Below are 20,064 nucleotides of genomic sequence, written 5' to 3'. Positions count from 1 at the left end.
TCTTTACATTATTAATTTTACGCGTCCCCTATTCCTTATCTGATTCTATTTCAAAGTAGCGTGCTCTTATTCACTTCATTAAAAACGCACGACTTTAAATTCCTAAATAATACATTCAAGCAACGTAAATGACCTTTTCTTTATGATTATTTACGTTGTCATTAACTTCTGCATTTTACTTTGTAATTTGGTAAACGTACCAAATCCATCACTATCCATAAAATGTCCGCCGTGATCTGTTATCCTACATGTCCCACCTAGCGTGTCCATGAGTCTCTTTGTTTCTTTATAGGAAACATATTGATCATCTTTTGAACATAAACCATAAAAATGATCCACTTTAGATTTTACTTTTTCATAATCTATCGATTCATCTTTCAGTTTTATATTTTCATCGATATCTTTAGCATCATCTTTAAATCCCGAAATACTAAAAAGCCCTTCTATACTTTGAATATCTTTACATTCTAGGTATTTTAAAGCAGCTAATGTGCCAAATCCATGCGTAACAAAGTATGTTTCATATTTTCGAATATGTATTTGTTGTTCCATTTCGTCTACCCATTGTTGAAGATTATCATTTGTGTCAACTGCAATATTAAAAATATTTACGCGATAACCTTCAATCGTTAAATTATTTGCTAACCACTCATACCAGTGGTTTGTTGAATCTCCATATTTAGAATGTACTATAATTATATCTGTCATTATTAATTCCCCCACGGAGTAAAAGAGTTACCTTTCCTTATTGATACTCAATGCTAACTTTTTGTATACTCAATTCGTTCTTTAGGCAAAGTCACATCTTATTTCATAACTCTTAAAATCCTTAGCATTTAATTTTTAGTATCTCATAAATTTAATGAGTTTTAAAATCTCATAATAAAAAAACATCACCCTTTTTAATAATTAAATTAAATCGAGTAATGTTTTTTAATCTATTATTCTATTTCATTTAATAGAGATTCAACCGCATCTTTACCTTGTTGTATACAATCCGGTAAACCTACCGCTTCAAATGAAGCACCTGTTATTCTTAATTTTGGATAATTTTTAATAATGTGTGACTGAATATCTTTAACTTTATCGATATGACCCACTCTATATTGTGGCATACTCTGTGGTAATCGGTTTACAATACTGAATTCAGGATCGCCATTAATATTCATCATTTTATTTAAATCGTTTCTTACTATCGACACGATTTCATCGTCGTTATGAGCATCTAATGTAGTGTCACCTGGTTTACCTACGTAAGCACGCAACAATACTTTACCTTCTGGTGTTGTGAATGGCCATTTTTTACTTGTCCAAGTACAAGCTGTAATTGTCGTATTGCTCGTACGTGCAATAACAAACCCTGTGCCGTCGTACGTGTTTTCAATGTCTTTTTCATCAAATGCCAATACAACTGTAGCAACTGACGTAGATTGCATTTCTTTAAAGTAATCAAACGCTGGATCATTCTCGAACCATTTTATAAAAGTTTGGTGTGGTGTTGTAACTAATACCCCATCGAAAGCAATCTTTTGATTAGTAAAGTGTAAATGATAATGTTTCTGAGATTGAGTAATATCATTTACTCTAGTATTATATACAATCTTTACTCCTTGGTGTTCTACATATTTAGTTAAACTTTCAATAAATGAACTTAATCCATTTTTAAATTGTCTAAATTGACCTTTCGGGGCACCAGGATAAAGCTGTCTTTGCTGTTGGCGCTGTATCTTCTCATATTTCATCCCTTTAATTAAGCTACCGAATTGCTCTTCTCTCTGCTTAAATTCAGGGAAGGTACTCATTAAACTTAAGTCATCTATATTTGTGCCGTAAATACCACCCATTAATGGTTCTATGAGATTTTCAAGTACTTCATCACCTAATCTTGCTCGGAAAAAGTGTCCTACTGAAATATCATTTTCCATCTGTGTTGGACGCTTTAAATAATCTAAACCGGCTCTCAGTTTACCTATCGGTGAAATGAGTTTCGTTTGTAAAAATGGTTTCAGACTTGTCGGTATTCCCAAAATGGATCCACCTGGGATAGGATAAAGTTTATTTTTAGCATAGATATAAGATTGACCTGTTTGATTTGTAACGAGATCTGACTCTAAACCAATGTCTTTTGCGACATCTGTCATAATATGCTTTCTTCCAAGATACGATTCAGGTCCCAGTTCAATCGTGTAGCCGTCTTTTCTATATGTTTGAATCTTACCACCTGTTCTATTTGTCGCTTCGTAAATTGTTACGTCAATGTCAGGTCGTTGTCGTTTAATGTAGTATGCACTTGTTAACCCAGTGATCCCTGCACCTATAATTGCAATTTCCGTCATCAACAAGCTCCTTTCTTAATAGACAGATTTAATTTCTTCAACGATGGCGCCTATAAATAAAGGATCTGTGTTAGGCATTACAGGACGATAATAGTTCGCACCTATTTCATCACACACTACTTTACATTCGTAGTCATTATCATATAATACTTCTAAATGTTCACACACAAATCCAACCGGTGTATATATAAAATGTTTATAACCGTGTTGCTCATAGAGTGATTTCGTTAAATATTGAACATCAGGTCCTAACCAAGGTGTGCCTGTATTACCTTCAGACTGCCAACCTTCTGCAACATGTTTAATATGCGTATTCTGTTCAAGGAGTTGGGCAGTTTCATGTAATTCTGTTGGGTATGGGTCGTTATTTCTTTCAATTAGCCCTTTTGGTAAGCTATGCGCAGAAACCACTAATACAGTATCATCATGCTCTTCTTGAGGTATTTGACTTAACGTTTCATTAATTTTCTCTGACCAGTATTGTATAAATTGAGGTTGGTGATAATAATGTTGAACGTGCGTTAATGTTATACCATATTTGTCAGCTTCTTGTTCGGCACGCGTATCATAAGATCCTACTGAAAAGCTAGAATAATGTGGAGCGAGTACTACTGTTACCGCTTCTGTAATACCATCTTCATGCATAGATTGTACGGCATCTTCGATAAATGGATGGATATGTTTTAGACCAATGTAAAGTTTAAATTCAACATCTGAATATGTTTCATTTAAGGCTTCACATAATGCATTTGCTTGATTATTAGTAATTCGAGCTAAAGGAGAAAGTCCCCCTATAAATTCATAACGTGCTTTCAAATCTTCAATTTCTTCAGTTGATGGTTTCTTACCATGTCTAATATCTGTGTAATATGCTTCTATATCACTTTCTTTATACGGCGTACCGTATGCCATAACTAATAAGCCTATGCGCTTTTTCATTTTCAAATCATCCTTCAAATAAATTTAATGTATTCTCGTTATCTTTGTGTATAGTTATGCACAAACTCAGTAATCTTTCTTAACGTCTCAGGTTTAACTTCTGGGAATACACCATGGCCTAAATTGAAAATGTGTTTCCCATGAGCTACACCTTCATCTAAGATAGGTTTTAATCTTTCTTCAATAACATTCCATGGTGCGAGTAGTAATGACGGATCTAAATTACCTTGTAATGTTTTAGTGATGTCTAAATCGTGTGCATCTTGAATTGTATATCTCCAATCCAAACCTAATACATCGATAGGTAAATCGTTCCATTCATTGATTAAATGGCTTGCACCCACACCAAACAAGATAACAGGTACATCATGTTGCGCTTTAATTCCATTGATCAGTTTATTCATAGACGGCTTAATATAATATCTGTAGTCTTCAACATTAAGTGCCCCTACCCATGAGTCGAAGATTTGGATTAACTCTGCACCTGCTTTGATTTGTGCGTTAACGTATGTGATAGACATTTCAACTAAATGATCCATCAATGCAAACCAAGTTGCTTCATCGCTGTACATCATAGCCTTTGTATGATTGTAATTTTTTGATGGGCCACCTTCTATCATATAACTCGCTAGAGTAAATGGTGCGCCTGTAAATCCTATTAATGGTACGTTTAATTTTTCTTCTGTAAGTAACTTAATTGTATCTAGTACATAAGGAACATCTCTTTGAGGATCAATTTTCCCTAATTTCTCTACATCTTGAATATTTTTAATAGGATTTTGAATAACGGGGCCAATACCTGATTTAATATCTACGTCTACACCAATAGGTTTTAGTGGTGTCATGATATCTTTATATAATACTGCAGCATCTGTATTGTAATTATCTACAGGAAGATGTGTCACATATGCACATAACTCTGGTTGATGCGTAATTTCAAATAATGAATATTTTTCTTTTAACTTTCTATATTCAGGTTGAGAGCGTCCTGCTTGTCGCATAAACCATACAGGCGTATGTGAAACTTCCTCTCCCTGAATCATCTTTAAAATTGTATTGTTTTTGCTATGCACCTTAAGATCCTCCTACATTATAATCATTCTTATTTATAATATCATATGTTATTATGTTCGTATTTCGTCATGCTTAAATGTCATAAAAAATTCATACTCAATAAATAATGTCACACTATTTAAAAATCTTTTACCTTCTATCAAGAATCTATTATAATATAAGCTAGCAAATATATGTATATATTGGGAAAATTAAACTAAATATAGTAAAGTATAATTGTTACATACAAATAATGGAGAATAACAAGGGGGATAACGATATGAAACTATATGCTTCTTATGGTACCTTTGGTTATTTGAATCAGATAAGAATCAATAACCCAGACCATGAATTACTACAATTTTCAGCTTCAGATTCTTCAGTAATTATTGAAGAAACTGATACTACAACAGCTTTAAAACAACCTATTGAATATGACATCTTACAATCAGAAGGTGAATTAAACGAAGACCATTTCTATTCTGTCATCTTCGTCCCTACTACTGATGACCATGCATATCAATTAGAGAAGAAATTAATGAATGTAACAGCTGATTTCCAACAATTTGCGGGTTATCGTAGTTATCGTTTATTAAAACCTAACCAAGGTTTAACATATAAGGTTTACTTTGGTTTTAACAAAAGAGCCGACTATGAAGACTTTAAATCATCAACAGTATTTAATGACAATTTTGCTAAGACGGCATTAAGTCAATTTTTCGGTGCAAGCGGGCAACATTCAAGTTATTTCGAAAGATATTTATATCCAATCGAACATTAATCTTTGTTGACCATCTTTTAAAATATTATATTCAATATAAATACAATATTAAAAAGCAGTGAAGCTTTCTACATTAATAGATAACTTCACTGCTTTTATTTTATATAATTGAAACATTATTTATAGATGGAAATATAATTTAGTCTCTCAATAACGTTTCTTGGTACTGTAACTTTTTAATCACGCTTCTTATAGTTAACCATCCTACGATAAAGAACACTATACCTCCATATGCATAGATAGGATTTACAATCGCATAAACAATAGTGAATAATATACCTAAAATTACCATTAATCGTAATAAAAATTGGTGGTAACCTTTAATCACTTTCGTATCGCTAACAGGCCAAACTTGAGGCCATAAACCGTAAGCTTGTTGCGTATAAAATTGTGCCATCTGTAATAAGATAATATACATAAACAATCCGCCAATCACTAATGTAACAATAGGTTGTTGTAACCATATCATTAAGATCAATGCAATCACAACGAGCCTTAATATAATGTGAAAGGCATCCTTACCTCTTGCAAAACTTCTTGTAAATAAATATAAGTACATGTGATTCTCATTAAATTTCTTCGTACTTGGTGTGCGTAATATAGGATCCAAATAACTTCTGCGGACTGCTGTTTCTTTTAAATGTTTAACATCAGTGAACATATTTACAAATTTGTAGTAATTCATATGGTGCTGTTGTTCAGATTTAATCATACGTTCCCATGGGAATAACTGTTTTATATTAATCTTTTTCAATATTAAAATTAATCCTATCAGTAGTAAAATCGTACTTAAACCTGAAATATTTTTAGGTCCCAACACTACAAAATACCCTGATGTAAAGATAATGAATAATAATAAATATAAAGACCAAGTTTCAAGTCTATAACGATACCATTGCCATTTAAGTAATAAACCTAAATATGGCAAGATTAATGCTAATATCGCAAACATGATATAGAAACCATACGATTTACCATTGATTACATAAAACAATGGAAACAATACGATAATCATTATGATTTGGATAGGCAGCCTTAAAAAATAACTATAAATCAAACTAGATTTCATATAATCTGACATATGTTTTTCAAATGGTAATAAGAATAGACGGTCTGCATCTTTAAGTAATGTACGTAATGGAAACATTGAAGTAATTGCTAACACTAAACTCGCAATTAACGCATAATTAATACCTTTCGGGATATGCTTTAACCAGCCACCGTATCCCATTATAAAAGCACCTAGCATAATAACGATAAAAACAGAAAAATGACCATTAAATATAAACTTATTATAGTAGCGTTTTTCTTTATTGATGGCCTGACGACGTTCGTTAAATAACTGCTTTGCATCCAGACTACTCATTATGCTTGGCCACCTTGCGTAACATGAATATAAATTTCATCTAATGTTTTGTCATGTAATCCTGTTTGTGTGCGCAACTCATCTAAATCACCGAACGCCACTATCTCACCTTTATCCATAATAATAAATCGATCACAATATCGTTCAGCTGTTGCAAGTATATGCGTACTCATTAATACAGTTCTATCTTCTTTTTTCTTTTCTACCATTAAATTTAACATCGATTGAATACCTAGTGGATCTAAGCCTAAGAAAGGCTCATCAATAATGTATAGTTCAGGATCTACGATAAATGCACAAATGATCATTACCTTTTGTTTCATACCTTTAGAAAAATGACTTGGGAAAATGTTCAATTCATTTTCTAAACGGAAGGTTTTAAGTAATGGTTCAGCACGTTTCATAGCTTCCTCTCTGTTTATATCATAAGCCATTGCTGTCATGTAAATATGTTCTTTCAAAGTTAATTCTTCATAAATCACTGGCGATTCTGGAATATATGATAACTTTCTTCTATACGTTTCAACATCTTGTTTTATATTAACATCGGAAATCGTCAACTCACCTTCCATTGGCGTGAGTAAACCGAGCATATGTTTTATTGTTGTACTTTTACCGGCTCCATTTAATCCAATGAGTCCTACGATTTCTCCTTTTTTGAGTTCAAAATTGATATTTTTAATAATAGGTTTTTTACCATAACCACCTGTTAGTTGCTCAACTTTCACTGTCATATGGGCACCTCCATAATTTGTATTGTACCAAAAATCAATGTTTATTCATAAATTTATATGTAAAGCACTGACGAAAATATTGTAGGAATGCTATAATATTTGTAACTATGATAAAAGGAGTGAAGATATTATGTCAGAAACTATCTTTAGCAAAATTATTGACGGTGAAATTCCAAGTCATAAAGTATATGAAGATGAATACGTATATGCATTTCTAGATATCTCACAAGTTACTAAAGGACATACATTACTTGTTCCGAAGAAACCATCTGCGAATATATTTGAAACCGATGAAGCAACGATGCAACATATTGGTGCTGCACTTCCAAAAGTTGCAAATGCGATTAAAAAAGCATTTAATCCTGATGGTTTAAATATTATACAAAATAATGGCGAGTTCGCCGATCAATCTGTCTTCCATCTTCATTTCCATTTATTACCAAGATATGAGAACGACACAGACGGTTTTGGCTATCATTGGGAAACACATGAAGATACGATCGATGATGATATGAAAGCTCAACTTGCAAAAGAAATTGCTAACCAATTCAACTAAAATGCTTATTATCCAACGAAAATGGGTATATAAAAAATATTAAACAAATATGAGATTAATTAAGAAATGAGGAGAATTGTAATGAGAACAGCTCAAATTATATTAGGTGTGACTGCAGGTTTAGCAACTGGTCTTGGCGTTGCAATGATGAACCGTGACAATAAACAAGATGCTGATCGCCAATTAAAAGTAAAACGTCCTGCTGGCGCTGAATCAGAATTCACAAGAGAAATTGATACGATTAAACAAAATATCAACGATATTATGAATTACGTAAATCAAATAAAAACTGAAGGTACTGAGTTCGGTAACTCTATCGGTGACGAAGTTAAGACAATGATTGGTGATTTCAAAGCGGATATCGATCCAAATATTAACCGTCTACAATCTCATGTTGAAAATCTTCAAAACCGTGGTGAAGAAATTAGTAATACTTTCCAAAAAGATAAGTAATTGATTTACTCCTTTAAATATAATTAAAAATTACTGGATATCGCTAATGAGCTAGAGCGATATTCAGTATTTTTAATGGGAAAATTGAATGATTTGACATCAGTGATCATTTTAGTCTTGACGTTTGATACATTAAGATAGATAATACTTGAGTACAATTAATAATGGTTAGGAAAGGAGTATGGAGATCATGTATCTTTGTTCTCGTCAGGTCGATATTAACGCACGATTCGGGTTGCCTAGAATTGCATTTCTCAGTTTTGCTACTACTATAATTTCATTTTTAATCGCATATGAAATTCTATACTTCTTTTCAGATACGAAATCAACGGATCAACATTTCATATTATTTTTAATTGCAGTATTTTTGTTATATCCATTTCATAAATTTATACATTTAGTATTTCTAAGTCCATATTATAAACATTTCAAATCATACAAATTATCGAAAAATTCCAATGTGCCCTTTTATAATGTTTACGTGAATACACCAGTGAATAAATACTATTTTTGTTTTGCATTACTAACACCATTATTCGTAATCACTGCTTTATGTATCTATGCAACTTTTTTATTCACGGCTTACGGTCACTATTTTATGTTTTTAATCGCATTAAATTTAGGTTATTCAATAATGGATTTACTATATATAAAGGTTATCATCCTTTCTAATGAAGGTACACATATTGAAGAACATCAAACAGGCATCAATATTTTAAGTAAAGTGAATTCCAAGCAACACGCATTACACAAATAAAAATACCGTTTACTAAAGCAGAACTTGTAATCATTAATTTGATGATTACAAGTTCTGCTTTTTTATCTTTAAAGTTGAGGTATTTCGTTTTAAATATAATCATTATTAAAATGTCAAAAAAATCATAATTTTCTACTACAATAGTCTGAGATACTATGTTTCTAATTGGTGTATCGCAATTAATATGTTATATTTACCTTGTTATTCTTACAAAAGGAGTTTCCAACTATGAAATCATTTAAAAAAGTCGTACTTCCATTAACTGCTAGTGCATTATTATTAGGCGCGTGTGGTAATAATGCTACAGATTCGAAAGATAACACACTCATTTCATCTAAAGCTGGTAATGTTAAAGTTGAAGATGTCATGAATAAAATGGGTGACGAACAAGTTGCAAATAGTTCTTTCTCAATCTTATTAAACAAATTATTAGCTGATAAATATAAAGATAAGGTTGATACAAAAGATATTGATAAAGAAATTAAGAAAGAACAAAAGCAATATGGTGGCAAAGATCAATTTGAAAGCATGTTAAAACAACAAAAAATGTCATTAGATGATTATAAGGAACAAAAGAAATTACAAGCGTATCAAAAAGAATTACTTAACGACAAAGTTAAAGTTTCAGATAAAGAAATCAAAGATGACACTAAAAAAGCATCACATATCTTAATTAAAGTAAAAGAAAACAAAGATGATAAAGAAGGTTTATCAGATAAAAAGGCTAAAGCCAAAGCTGAAGAAATTCAAAAGAAAGTTTCTAAAGACCCAGACAAATTTGGTGAAATTGCCAAAGAAGAATCTAAAGATACATCATCAGCTAAGAAAAATGGTAGTTTAGGTTATGTCATTAAAGGTCAAATGGATGACAAATTTGAAAAAGCTTTATTCAAGCTTAAGCAAGGTGAAGTTTCTAAAGTCATTAAGACAGATTACGGTTACCATATTATTAAAGCCGATAAAGAAAATGACTTTAAAGATGAAAAGAGCAAGCTAAAATCTCAAATCTTACAACAAAAAGTACAAAAAGATCCTAAACTGTTAACAGATGCATACAAAGATTTACTTAAAGAATATAAAGTAGATTATAAAGATAGAGATATTAAAAAAGCTATTGAAAATTCTATTCTTGACCCTGACAAAATCAAACAACAACAGCAACAGCAGCAACAACAACAAGCAATGCAACAACAAGGTGGAGGCGCCGCTTCAGGAGGAGCTTCAGGCCTATCAGCAAGTCAATAACACGAAAAAAACTGAGACATTACTCAATGTCTCAGTTTTTTATTCATTATTAATATAAAATAACCCCTATTGCTATACCAATGAGTACAATTGACCAAGATGGCCATTTAAAATGCATCAACAAAACAAACATTACACTAGCTAAAACAAAATCCAGTTCCTTTTTTATTGTTGAAATCCATATTGGTGAATAGAACGCAGCTATTAAAATCCCTACCACACCAGCACTGATACCAGTTAAGAAACCATCAATATATTTATTGGACTTGATATCTTCCCAAAAAGGTAGAATGCCAAATAGCAATAGAAATGCGGGTAAGAAAATCGCAATAGTTGCTACGACACCACCGACAATACCTTCTATATTAGTACCGATATATGATGCAAAAGTAAATAATGGTCCTGGAACACCTTGGGCCGCAGCATAACCAGCTATAAAATCATCTTTAGAAATTAACCCAGCCGGCACAAGTTCCTTTTCTAATAAAGGTAAAACAACATGCCCTCCCCCAAAAACGAGTGCGCCTGCACGATAAAAACTATCGAACATGATGATCCACACGTTTTGGAATATTGTGCGAAAAATAGGTAGAATAATTAATAAAGCAAAATACAAACTTATTGATATAACACCGAACAATTTTGGAATGCGAATTTGTTTAGAATATGTCGCTGGATGATCACTTTTTCTTAAAAAGATTAATCCATATAATCCTGTTAAAGTTAACGCTACAATTTGTATAAGTATGTGATGCACTAATAAAGTAATTGCTAATACAAACAAAGCGAGTAAAATTTTTGATTTTGTATTTGTTAATTTTTTACTCATACCTAAAATTGCTTGAGCCACAACAGCAACCGCAACTAACTTCAAACCTTGTATCCAAGATGTACTCATATCAGTACCATTCATTACCACTGCAAAAATAATAAGTATGACTACCGAGGGCATCGTAAAAGCAAGAAATGATAATATCCCACCTATTAAACCTCCCCTTATAGTACCGATACCTATACCAACTTGACTACTCGCGGGCCCCGGTAAAAATTGACATAAAGCCACCAGGTCTGAATATTCTTTTTCGTTTAACCATTTCCTCTTTTTTACATATTCATCATAAAAATATCCTAAATGTGCTGTAGGTCCGCCAAAAGAAATACATCCGAGCTTAAGCGCTACTAAAAAGATTTGTATGTATTTGTACATTATTTATCCCCTTAAGTGTTTTGAAATGACATTCATTAATACTTATGATCCCCTTCAAATATCAAATTCAGTTATTGTAATTTGATTTTATGTGTATTTTGATAGTAAGTCAATTTAATTTTAAGCAATTCACTAGCTTATTTATATCGCTAATTTTATAAAAATGGTCCCATTATATAAAAAGAGGTTTATACACATTTCTCTGTGTATAAACCTCTTGCATATTTAGTACTTAATCCATTGTTTTCGGATTATAGAATTGACGTCCTTCTAAACCAAAAATACGTTCTGTAAATTGTCCTTCATCTGTTTTCTTGAATGCTTTTTCAAACATATTCATTTTAGCATCAATATTATCTATGAAGAAGAGTATCTCAGCTTCTTTTAAATGTGGCATTTTTGGTGAACCGAATTCCATTTTACCGTGGTGAGCTAAGATCATATGACGTAATAACATAATTTCTTCGCCATCTATGCTCAAATCTCTCGCTGCTGCAGCCACTTCATCACTTGCAATAGAAATATGGCCTAATAAATTTCCTTCGACCGTATAAGAAGTAGCCACTGGACCACTTAACTCTTTCACTTTACCCATGTCATGTAAAATAATTGCACTGTATAATAAACTACGATTCAACAATGGATAAATATCGCAAATTGATTTAGCTACACGTAACATCGTTAAAACATGGTAACTTAACCCACTTGAAAAGTTATGATGATGTGTACTTGCTGCTGGAAACGTAAAAAATGCTTCTTGATGTTTGCGTATTAAATGACGTGTAATACGCTGTAAATTGGCATTTTCAATTTCTAACATGAAATGTGAAATTTCCTCTTGTATTTCATCTGGTGTTAAAGGCGCACCATCAACAAAATCGTGAATGTTTAAATTATCTTCAGCTGTTGTTAACCTAATTTTATTAATTTTCATTTGCTTTCTACCACGATAATTAATTACATCACCAATAACATGAACAACCTTTTCTGGCACAAGTACTTTCATTTCTTCTTTCGTAACTGTCCATAGTTTCGCTTCCATGTCTCCACTTTTATCTTGTAAATAAAGCGTCATGTAATCCTTACCTTGCGCAGTTACACCTTGTGTTGCCTTGTGTATTAGAAAGTAATGATCTACCGAATCACCAGGATTAAGTTTTTCTATATTTCGCATTATTTACCGCCTTCCTTGTATTTATTTAACGTGATTATTTGTTTTGAAGGCACGCTAGTATCTTTAGCACATGTAAAGTATAAGATTTGATAATCATTTGGCATACTTCTTAAATAATTCATCATCAATTCTTTACGATGTTTATCAAAATGAACAAATGCATCGTCTACAATGATTGGGAATGGATAGTAAGGTTTTAACGTTTTGATTAAGCTTAAGCGTAAAGCAATATATAATATTTCTTTAGTAGATTGACTCAGTTCGACTGGTTCATACATTTGGCCATTAAGATGTTTCACCATTAAAACTTCGTTTGCATAAGTAACTTGTACATATTGGTTATTTGTTAAATGTGAAAAGATATGTGTTGCTTCATCTATAACATATGGCAAACGTTGGTCTTTAATTTGTCTAATATGACCATCTACTAAATTTTGCAGATAACTTAAACTTGCCCATTCTTTCGCTTCATCATTGACTTTATTCTTAAGTGTATGGAATCTATGTCTTAAATGCGCTAACGTCTTATCAGTTTCCATATCAGTAATTTGAGCTTTTAAGTCACTTACTTCAGATTGTAGCGTTAAATATTGATCATTATATTCATCCACTTGCTTAGAAAGTACTGCATTTTCATTTTCTAATTGTGCCGTAGTTTTTTCACGTAGTTATGAGCTTAATTCATAATCATAGCTTTGATTTTCTAGATAGTTAGATAAATCACTGAATCTATTTAACTGTTTGTGATATGTTTGATATTTATCATAATGACGATAATAACTTTCTTCATCAGAAACTTGAACAAATTCAAATAGCTTTGATATTACATTATTATTTTCAGTTAAACGGTCGTTTAGTTGACTTATTTCATTTTCTAATAAAGCGATTTGTTCATTGTTACGTTGACGTTTATCTAAGTTATCAATTTCTGTCTTCAACCATTGTTGAACATCATGGAATAACGATGATTCATTGAAGTAAGTAAATTGATTTTTCGTTACTTCATAAGCATGTTCGTAGAATGATTTTAATGCTCTTTCTAACTCGTTCGCATGTTGCGATAATTCCTCAACATGTTTATCATGCCCTTTAATTTTGTGCATTGTAGCGATACCATCAACCAGTAATTCATCTGACATTTTATCAGATAAATGTAGTTCTGACTTAACATCTTTAATATGTTGATCTGCTTTTTGATGTTGTTGTTGTGCGTATTTTAAATTTTTAGCTAAGTAATCGGTTTTACGTTCTAATGTTTCTTTATTTTTAATAGCATTTTGTAGCTGTTCTCGTATTCTATATTGGTCATCTAAGTCAAAGTCTAAATCGTAATTTTTTTCTAGATGATCAACTTGATGCTGTAAATCTTCTATTTCATTTGAAAATGTTTCGCTATGGCCCACTTCTTTGGATTTAACGAAAAATGTTCCTACGATAAACACGATCGCTAAAATTGAGAATATAACACCAAATAAAATAGTTGTAGACATGAATGAAAATACAGCTAAGCCAATACTTACAATCGCTAAGATAATCATTGATATGCGTAACATATTTTGCTTTTTCTCATTTTCACGTTGTTCAATATCAAATGATTCTTTCATTTTTTGGAATAAATTATTTTTTTCTCTTAATTCAAATACGCGTTTATTGTATTGCTTTTTCTTTTCGAATGTCTCTTCTGGAACGATATCCGCTTCTAAAGCATTGAGTTCGTCTTCATTACTGTCTTTTTCTATCTTATTATCTTCTATGCTTCGCTCAATTTGTTGAATTGCTGCAGCTTGTTCTTGTTTCGTCTTGATTTGATCACTTACGTGACTCTTCATCGCTTCAGAACTATCAACATCATGATGTACAGTATCCCAACCAATATTAAATTGTAACCCTGATTTTTCACGTTCTTTATCATTAATTTCTTTTTTAATATTCTTTAATTCAAATTCTTTTTGTTTGACCTCATTTTCTTGTTGTTGCAAATGTTTAAATGCATCAATATCCATTTGATGAGGTTCGTTGATTCTCTCATTTTCCGATTTAAGCATTGCTAACTTTTCTTGACGAAGTCCTAAGTCTTTTTTTAAGTTATGTGTCTGTGATTTAGCCGTTTCGTAACGGTCAATGCCTTGTTCTGGAAAATGTATTGGAGCAATATTTAAATTACCTTCCAACGTTTTCCATTCTTGCGTTTGTTCATGTAATGCTAATTCTTTTTGTTTTGATTCATGCATTTTTGATAATTGAGATAAGTTTTGTTTGAGATGATTCAATCTGCGCTCTGCTTTATCTTTATCATCAGTTAAACGTTTATAAGTTGTTAACTTTGCTTCTTCATTACGAATTTGGGACTCCAAATCTTTAAGTTGCTCGATTTGTTGATTGATAACTGGATGGCGACCATTTTTCTTATATAATGTTTCTTTCTTTTCGTTCAACAACTCTCTCATGCTAGTAAATTCTGTAGAACCTAAAGCACCGGCTTGGAGTAAATAGTTTTGTAATTGGGTTTCATCTAGTCGTTTGTGAATGTCTTGCAAACCTAACACATCAAATGAAAAGATTCCCTGATATGTACGTTTTGAAATGTAATTGAGCTCTTTTTTCAACCATGTTTCATCTTTAATCACACCGTTTGGAAGGTAAACTTTTACATCACCAGCTGCACTGCCTTTAATGCGTTCAACTTCTACAAGAGAACCATCATCTTGAATTAAAGTTAATTTGCCCCCGTATTGGTTCCCTAATCTAGGCTCTAAGCGGGGCTCATTTTCTTTTTTCGTTGGAAATCCGAATAGAATTGAATGTATAAAGGCTTGGATTGTAGATTTCCCTGTCTCATTTTCACCATAAATTTCAGTGAACTGATCATTAAAATCAATCTTCCTTTGGATAAAACGTCCATATCCATATATTTCTATTGATTTAATCTTCACGTTATTCACCCCTCATATCAGATTTTAACAATGTTTCTGCTTGTTCAATTAAGGAACGACGATCAAAATCATTGAAATTATCTAAGTACTTAGATGCCTTTGGATTTAAATAGAGATCACTCATCGCTTGTTCAAACACTTGTTGATCATCTATCAATTCTGAAGAAAATTCACTTGCAAGTGACTTAGACTCTTCATCTTTGTATTTAAATGTTAAATCTTCTATAAATACAAAGTTGTGTTCATTTTCCTCATACTCACTAATCATTTGTTCAACTTGCATTAAATCTTGTGGTGGTATTTCATTATCCACTTTTAAAACAACTTTAAGTTTATATATAGATTTTCCATATTTACGTACTTTATCTTTAAAGTTTTGAATTTCTTCAAATAACCCTTGTTTCGTAGTTTGAGTAGTTTGAATTGTTGCTTCTTCAAAACGAATAAATTGTGTCGGTATAAATTGAGTACGTAATTTTAAATCATCACCTTCAACGAGTAAGCAGCCTTTTTCTCCTAATTCTTTGAAATGACGACCTTGAATGTTACCCGGATAATGTATTTGAGGCATTTCACTTAGTTGTTGACGTTCATGTATATGCCCTAAAGCCCAATAATGATATAGCTTTTCTTTCAAATCTTCTAACCTGAACTCAGTATAACGTTCATGCGTATTGGATTTACTATATGTACCATGTAACAGACCGATATGAATACCTTTCTCTCCTTGACTTGAAGGATATGCATCTACTTTATTTTCATAGCTCGCATCATTTTGATAACTGAAACCATGTAAGTATATTTCTTCGCCATTTTTCGTTATGGTTTGGTAAGTTTCCACATTTTCCGAAAATACTGAGACATTATTAGGCCACTGAGTTGCTACGCCTGTCGATAATGGATCATGATTACCGTGGCAAACATAGACGAATATTTGCTCCTTAGCTAAACGCTCAAACTGAGACTTTAAGAATACTTCGGCTCTTAAAGTGCGATTTTCTTGATCAAACAAATCTCCTGATATTATTAGAAAATCAACTTCTTCATTTAACGCAGTATCTACAATTAACTTAAAACTTTCATATGTACTATTTTGAATATCTTCGAAAATAGACTGGCTTAGATAACTTCTGGACTTAAAAGGGCTATCCAGATGTAAATCAGCACAATGTATAAATTTAACCATACAGTACAGATCTCCTTTTTAAGGTTGATATCATATCAATTACAAATCTTGAGAGTAATAACTAGATGTTAATTATGATGATAAGGGCATAAAACTTTAGGGGATCAAGTGAATTATCTTTGAATTGTTGGGATTCTAAACCTACTTACCCCACCCTTATTGTTTCTATTCATTTTACCATAATCTAGATCATCCAGTCGATAAAACTTAAAGTGATATGAGCGATTCATTCACTTTGAACTGGTTAAATTTGAAAGTGGTACGATTTGATAAACTTGATCTAAGTAAAAATACAAAATACAAATAATATGTTTAAAATAACACTATTTATATTTCTTAAAAGATAATGGTATTGTTATATAAAAGAGGAGGAAGTATATGAAAATATCTTGGATTCTATGGTGGATTATAAGTGTGTTTTGGATAGTGGTTATTTTAAGTTTAACTATTTATTCATTGTTAAACGGCCTTACAATTAATAATCAATCAGATTTTTTTAAATTCTTTTGTTTACTCATAGGTTTATTTATATTTCCATTTATTATTCAACTTTTATGGTTAGTTATAAATATTTTGGTTAAAATTTTTAAATGATACAGATGATATTTTAATATTTACGTGTCCCAAGTATAATTGACCAAATATTTGAAGTAACCATTATAATAATATAAGTCATATTCATCTCATAAGACAGATAAAGGTCTATTCGAAAACAATTTTTCGAATAGACCTTATTAATGAATAATTAAATTTTTCTGGCTAATATTAAAAATTAGTCAGCGTAAATTTCATCTAATGGTTTAACAATGATTTGGTTAATCTCTTGGAATACTTGACTCATTTTTTGTTCAGCATTCATTAATTCAGAGATGTTAGAATCTTCTTCGATTTTTTGAGCTTGTTCTTGTGCTTTTTGTAGCTCTTCTTCGCCGATTTCTTCACCTTGCATTTGTTTTTGTTGGAAATTCAATTGAGTTTCACGGAATTCTTCAAATAAAGCTTTTGATTCTTCGTTTTCTTTTACTTTTGAATAAGCTTCTTGAATTGCTTTGTATTCGTCGCTTTCTCTTAAAGCTTGTTCTAGTTGATTTGCATGATCGTATAAATTTACTGCCATTCTGCTTCACTCCTTTTGTGTATATGTGTTTAAAACCACATCGTCATTACAATAACATAAATTATTTAGTTATACAAAAATAGCAATTACGCCTTGTAATAAACCAATAATTCCACCTAATAAGAAACCTAAAAACGTTATCAATTTTAGCTCTTTATTGGCGATACCAATAATTAATCTTTCAATATAATCAAGTTCAAAAGTATTGATTTGTTCCTCTATCATTTGTCTTAAGTTGATTTTCTTCATTATCGGTGTTAAATGTTCAGATGCGCGATCGATAATGATATTTGTAGCTTTCGAAACGACGCGTTGTTCTAGAAAATTAATAAACCCTGGCATCAATTTATTTAGAGGTTGTTGTGTTGTCTTATCAAGTTCTAAATACCCCATGATTAAATCAGTTGAAGATGCTTTAAATGATTCAAATTGAGTTTCACTTACCACTTCTTCTAGTTTTTTCGATTTTAATGTTTGATATTCATTATCTATAATTTGCTTTGCAATTTTTTTAGCTTTAGGGTGACTCGTTAAACGAATTAATTCATGTTGGATACGCTCTGCAATACTTTCTTTCGTCATAAACATTTGTAATAAACCTACAATACGACCCTTTTCCTGAAAAAAAGTATCTAGCATGGAAGAAATATCATGTGCACCTTTTTCTGATTTTAAATACACACGGGCACGATCAAATAATAAATCAGGCACCTGTTCTGATTTACTGTCTAACACCTTTTCTATTTCATTAGGTATGATAGATGCAATAGTTGCGGATCTATGGTTTTCATAAAATGAACTTAACTTACTTGAGATAAACGGGTGTAGATGTTGAGATGAAACTTGATCTAAATCAATATTCAGTTCTTCCGTTAAATAACTAATCGTCACATGATCTTGTTTCAATTTCGAAATTTGCTTTAATAATAAATCTTCAATAGCTTCTCTTGAAGATGGTGCATTTAATTTTGACTTTATCAATGATTCTGTAAGTAAATGTTCCTCTACAACTTGCCCAATTTTACTCGCAACTTCGTCTCGACGCTTAGGAATCAAACCCGGTGTAAAAGGGAGACGTTTGTTGAAAATATAATATGCTTTGTAAGGATGAAACAACATTCTAATGGCAATGACGTTAGTAACGCCACCAATAATTGCACCTATGATCATCATAAATACAACAAGTAATATCGCGGTCATAAAATGGTAACCCCTTTTTATTTTTTAATTGAATGTAAATATTTTAGTGCATTTCCATTGTTACATTGTATAACATTCAACAGTTCAATGTATAAAATTTGGCATTGTATTCGTCTTATTTATACATAAAACTATACAACTTTAAATAGCTGTTCAGTATACCTAAACTTAATTACATGTAAAAGCATTTTCAAATAAAAAAATCCAAGATGATAACGTAACATCACCTTGGAATTCCCTTAATTATAAAAAGATTTAATCTTTCAGTAACCTTCTAGCTAAAAAAGCTTTATAAACTAACTATTCTAATTCTAGCCAAATTAAACGTTAATAAAATAATGATTTCATTACGTTTTTAAAATGTGATTAAATCATTCAAATAAAGTTGCCTTACTATATGAAGTATTTACATAAATAATGATTCTTCTATCACAAGATTTCTAGAATTACACATGCATTAATTCTTCTTTAGAAATTCTGTTGAAATAAGTTTCTGATTCTCTTAATTTTGAAGTACCGAAGATTGGTTGTGTTTCTTGGTTAAGTACTCTGAAGATATTACTTATTTTGTTACTTTGCAAAATATAGCCATTTCGTTTCTCTTCAGTATTCCAGTAAATATCACTCGTAGTTGAGTGGTTTGGGTATGCACAATGGTTACGAGAAATCGTTTGAACCATTTCTAAAGGATCACAACCAAATGTACTATTTAATACATCAGAATCTCTAAATAAAGCACAAATTGACACGCATGTTGTCCAGTTAGGTAATACTCTTTCTTTTTCAATTTGAACTAACGTCTTTTTAGATAGTCCAATTGTTTGGGCCATTGTATCTTGCGTATACCCCGCTTCGATACGGACCATTTTAAATTTTGTTTGAATTAAATCTGTAAAACTCTGTCTATCCATTTCTGTAATCTACCTTTCGTATAAAGAATATTTTATCCGGATACAAGAAATTGCAATAATACACGTTTCTTGAAACACAAATTACATCTTAATACATATTGAATTAAAATAAAAGA

17 protein-coding genes and 1 pseudogene are annotated in these 20,064 nt (G+C 31.4%); 5 read left to right on the top strand and 13 right to left on the bottom strand.

What is annotated here, in order from left to right:
• Positions 1 to 150: 150 nt before the first annotated feature.
• From NGI30_RS03625 to hemE, 4 genes are all read right to left on the bottom strand, one after another.
• The gene (locus NGI30_RS03625; protein ID WP_251519678.1) at positions 151 to 708 is read right to left on the bottom strand and encodes an RBBP9/YdeN family alpha/beta hydrolase; all 558 of its coding nucleotides are present in this window, start codon (positions 706 to 708) and stop codon (positions 151 to 153) included.
• A gap of 233 nt (positions 709 to 941) precedes the next feature.
• Positions 942 to 2,339, bottom strand: a complete 1,398-nt coding sequence (hemY, locus tag NGI30_RS03620; RefSeq protein WP_251519658.1) for a protoporphyrinogen oxidase — start codon at positions 2,337 to 2,339, stop codon at positions 942 to 944.
• A gap of 12 nt (positions 2,340 to 2,351) precedes the next feature.
• Positions 2,352 to 3,275 carry a ferrochelatase gene (gene hemH / locus NGI30_RS03615; RefSeq protein WP_251942736.1) on the bottom strand — a complete coding sequence of 308 codons (924 nt, stop codon included), beginning with the start codon at positions 3,273 to 3,275 and terminating at the stop codon, positions 2,352 to 2,354.
• A 38-nt stretch (positions 3,276 to 3,313) separates the two neighbouring features.
• On the bottom strand, positions 3,314 to 4,348 hold the full coding sequence (gene hemE, locus NGI30_RS03610) for a uroporphyrinogen decarboxylase (RefSeq protein ID WP_285813496.1): 1,035 nt from the start codon (positions 4,346 to 4,348) through the stop codon (positions 3,314 to 3,316).
• 260 nt (positions 4,349 to 4,608) lie between these two features.
• On the opposite strand from hemE, the gene NGI30_RS03605 reads away from it, so the two are divergent.
• Positions 4,609 to 5,109 carry a signal transduction protein TRAP gene (locus tag NGI30_RS03605; RefSeq protein ID WP_251942735.1) on the top strand — a complete coding sequence of 167 codons (501 nt, stop codon included), beginning with the start codon at positions 4,609 to 4,611 and terminating at the stop codon, positions 5,107 to 5,109.
• Positions 5,110 to 5,248: 139 nt separating this feature from the next.
• On the opposite strand, the gene ecsB is transcribed toward NGI30_RS03605, so the two are convergent.
• A complete protein-coding gene (gene ecsB / locus NGI30_RS03600; RefSeq protein WP_251519623.1) occupies positions 5,249 to 6,475 on the bottom strand; it encodes an ABC transporter permease EcsB in 1,227 nt (408 codons plus the stop codon).
• Complete coding sequence (ecsA, locus tag NGI30_RS03595; protein ID WP_251519621.1) at positions 6,475 to 7,209, bottom strand: ABC transporter ATP-binding protein EcsA; 735 nt, start codon at positions 7,207 to 7,209, stop codon at positions 6,475 to 6,477. Before ecsA ends, ecsB begins: the two co-directional genes overlap by 1 nt.
• 130 nt (positions 7,210 to 7,339) lie before the next feature.
• Between ecsA and NGI30_RS03590 the strand changes: the two genes are divergently transcribed.
• From NGI30_RS03590 to prsA, 4 genes are all read left to right on the top strand, one after another.
• On the top strand, positions 7,340 to 7,765 hold the full coding sequence (locus NGI30_RS03590) for an HIT family protein (RefSeq protein WP_251942734.1): 426 nt from the start codon (positions 7,340 to 7,342) through the stop codon (positions 7,763 to 7,765).
• An 81-nt stretch (positions 7,766 to 7,846) separates the two neighbouring features.
• Complete coding sequence (locus tag NGI30_RS03585) at positions 7,847 to 8,218, top strand: YtxH domain-containing protein (RefSeq protein ID WP_251519617.1); 372 nt, start codon at positions 7,847 to 7,849, stop codon at positions 8,216 to 8,218.
• A gap of 190 nt (positions 8,219 to 8,408) precedes the next feature.
• Entirely contained in the window at positions 8,409 to 8,975 is a 567-nt protein-coding gene (locus NGI30_RS03580; protein WP_251520952.1) for a DUF3267 domain-containing protein, read from the top strand.
• A gap of 228 nt (positions 8,976 to 9,203) precedes the next feature.
• Complete coding sequence (prsA, locus tag NGI30_RS03575; RefSeq protein ID WP_251519615.1) at positions 9,204 to 10,220, top strand: peptidylprolyl isomerase PrsA; 1,017 nt, start codon at positions 9,204 to 9,206, stop codon at positions 10,218 to 10,220.
• A 49-nt stretch (positions 10,221 to 10,269) separates the two neighbouring features.
• On the opposite strand, the gene chrA is transcribed toward prsA, so the two are convergent.
• The 7 genes and pseudogenes from chrA to xdrA form a co-directional block, all read right to left on the bottom strand.
• Positions 10,270 to 11,427 carry a chromate efflux transporter gene (chrA, locus tag NGI30_RS03570; protein WP_251942733.1) on the bottom strand — a complete coding sequence of 386 codons (1,158 nt, stop codon included), beginning with the start codon at positions 11,425 to 11,427 and terminating at the stop codon, positions 10,270 to 10,272.
• 232 nt (positions 11,428 to 11,659) lie between these two features.
• Positions 11,660 to 12,601, bottom strand: coding sequence for a 3'-5' exoribonuclease YhaM (gene yhaM, locus NGI30_RS03565; protein WP_251519611.1), 942 nt, complete (start codon positions 12,599 to 12,601; stop codon positions 11,660 to 11,662).
• Positions 12,601 to 15,534, bottom strand: a pseudogene (locus tag NGI30_RS03560) (ATP-binding protein). Before NGI30_RS03560 ends, yhaM begins: the two are co-directional and overlap by 1 nt.
• A gap of 1 nt (position 15,535) precedes the next feature.
• On the bottom strand, positions 15,536 to 16,720 hold the full coding sequence (locus tag NGI30_RS03555; protein ID WP_251942732.1) for a metallophosphoesterase family protein: 1,185 nt from the start codon (positions 16,718 to 16,720) through the stop codon (positions 15,536 to 15,538).
• A gap of 772 nt (positions 16,721 to 17,492) precedes the next feature.
• Positions 17,493 to 17,837, bottom strand: coding sequence for a YlbF/YmcA family competence regulator (locus NGI30_RS03550; protein ID WP_251519605.1), 345 nt, complete (start codon positions 17,835 to 17,837; stop codon positions 17,493 to 17,495).
• A gap of 69 nt (positions 17,838 to 17,906) precedes the next feature.
• Positions 17,907 to 19,037 (bottom strand): DUF445 domain-containing protein, encoded by a 1,131-nt coding sequence (locus NGI30_RS03545; RefSeq protein ID WP_251942731.1) that lies wholly within the window; start codon positions 19,035 to 19,037, stop codon positions 17,907 to 17,909.
• Between the two features lie 446 nt (positions 19,038 to 19,483).
• Positions 19,484 to 19,948, bottom strand: a complete 465-nt coding sequence (gene xdrA, locus NGI30_RS03540; RefSeq protein ID WP_251942729.1) for an XRE family transcriptional regulator XdrA — start codon at positions 19,946 to 19,948, stop codon at positions 19,484 to 19,486.
• Positions 19,949 to 20,064: the final 116 nt, after the last annotated feature.

The sequence above is a fragment of the Staphylococcus sp. Marseille-Q5304 genome (assembly GCF_943737015.1).
In the GTDB taxonomy this organism is placed as follows: domain Bacteria; phylum Bacillota; class Bacilli; order Staphylococcales; family Staphylococcaceae; genus Staphylococcus; species Staphylococcus hsinchuensis.
Note: the sequence above shows the minus strand (reverse complement) of the source record. Positions and strands in the feature narration are given on the sequence as shown.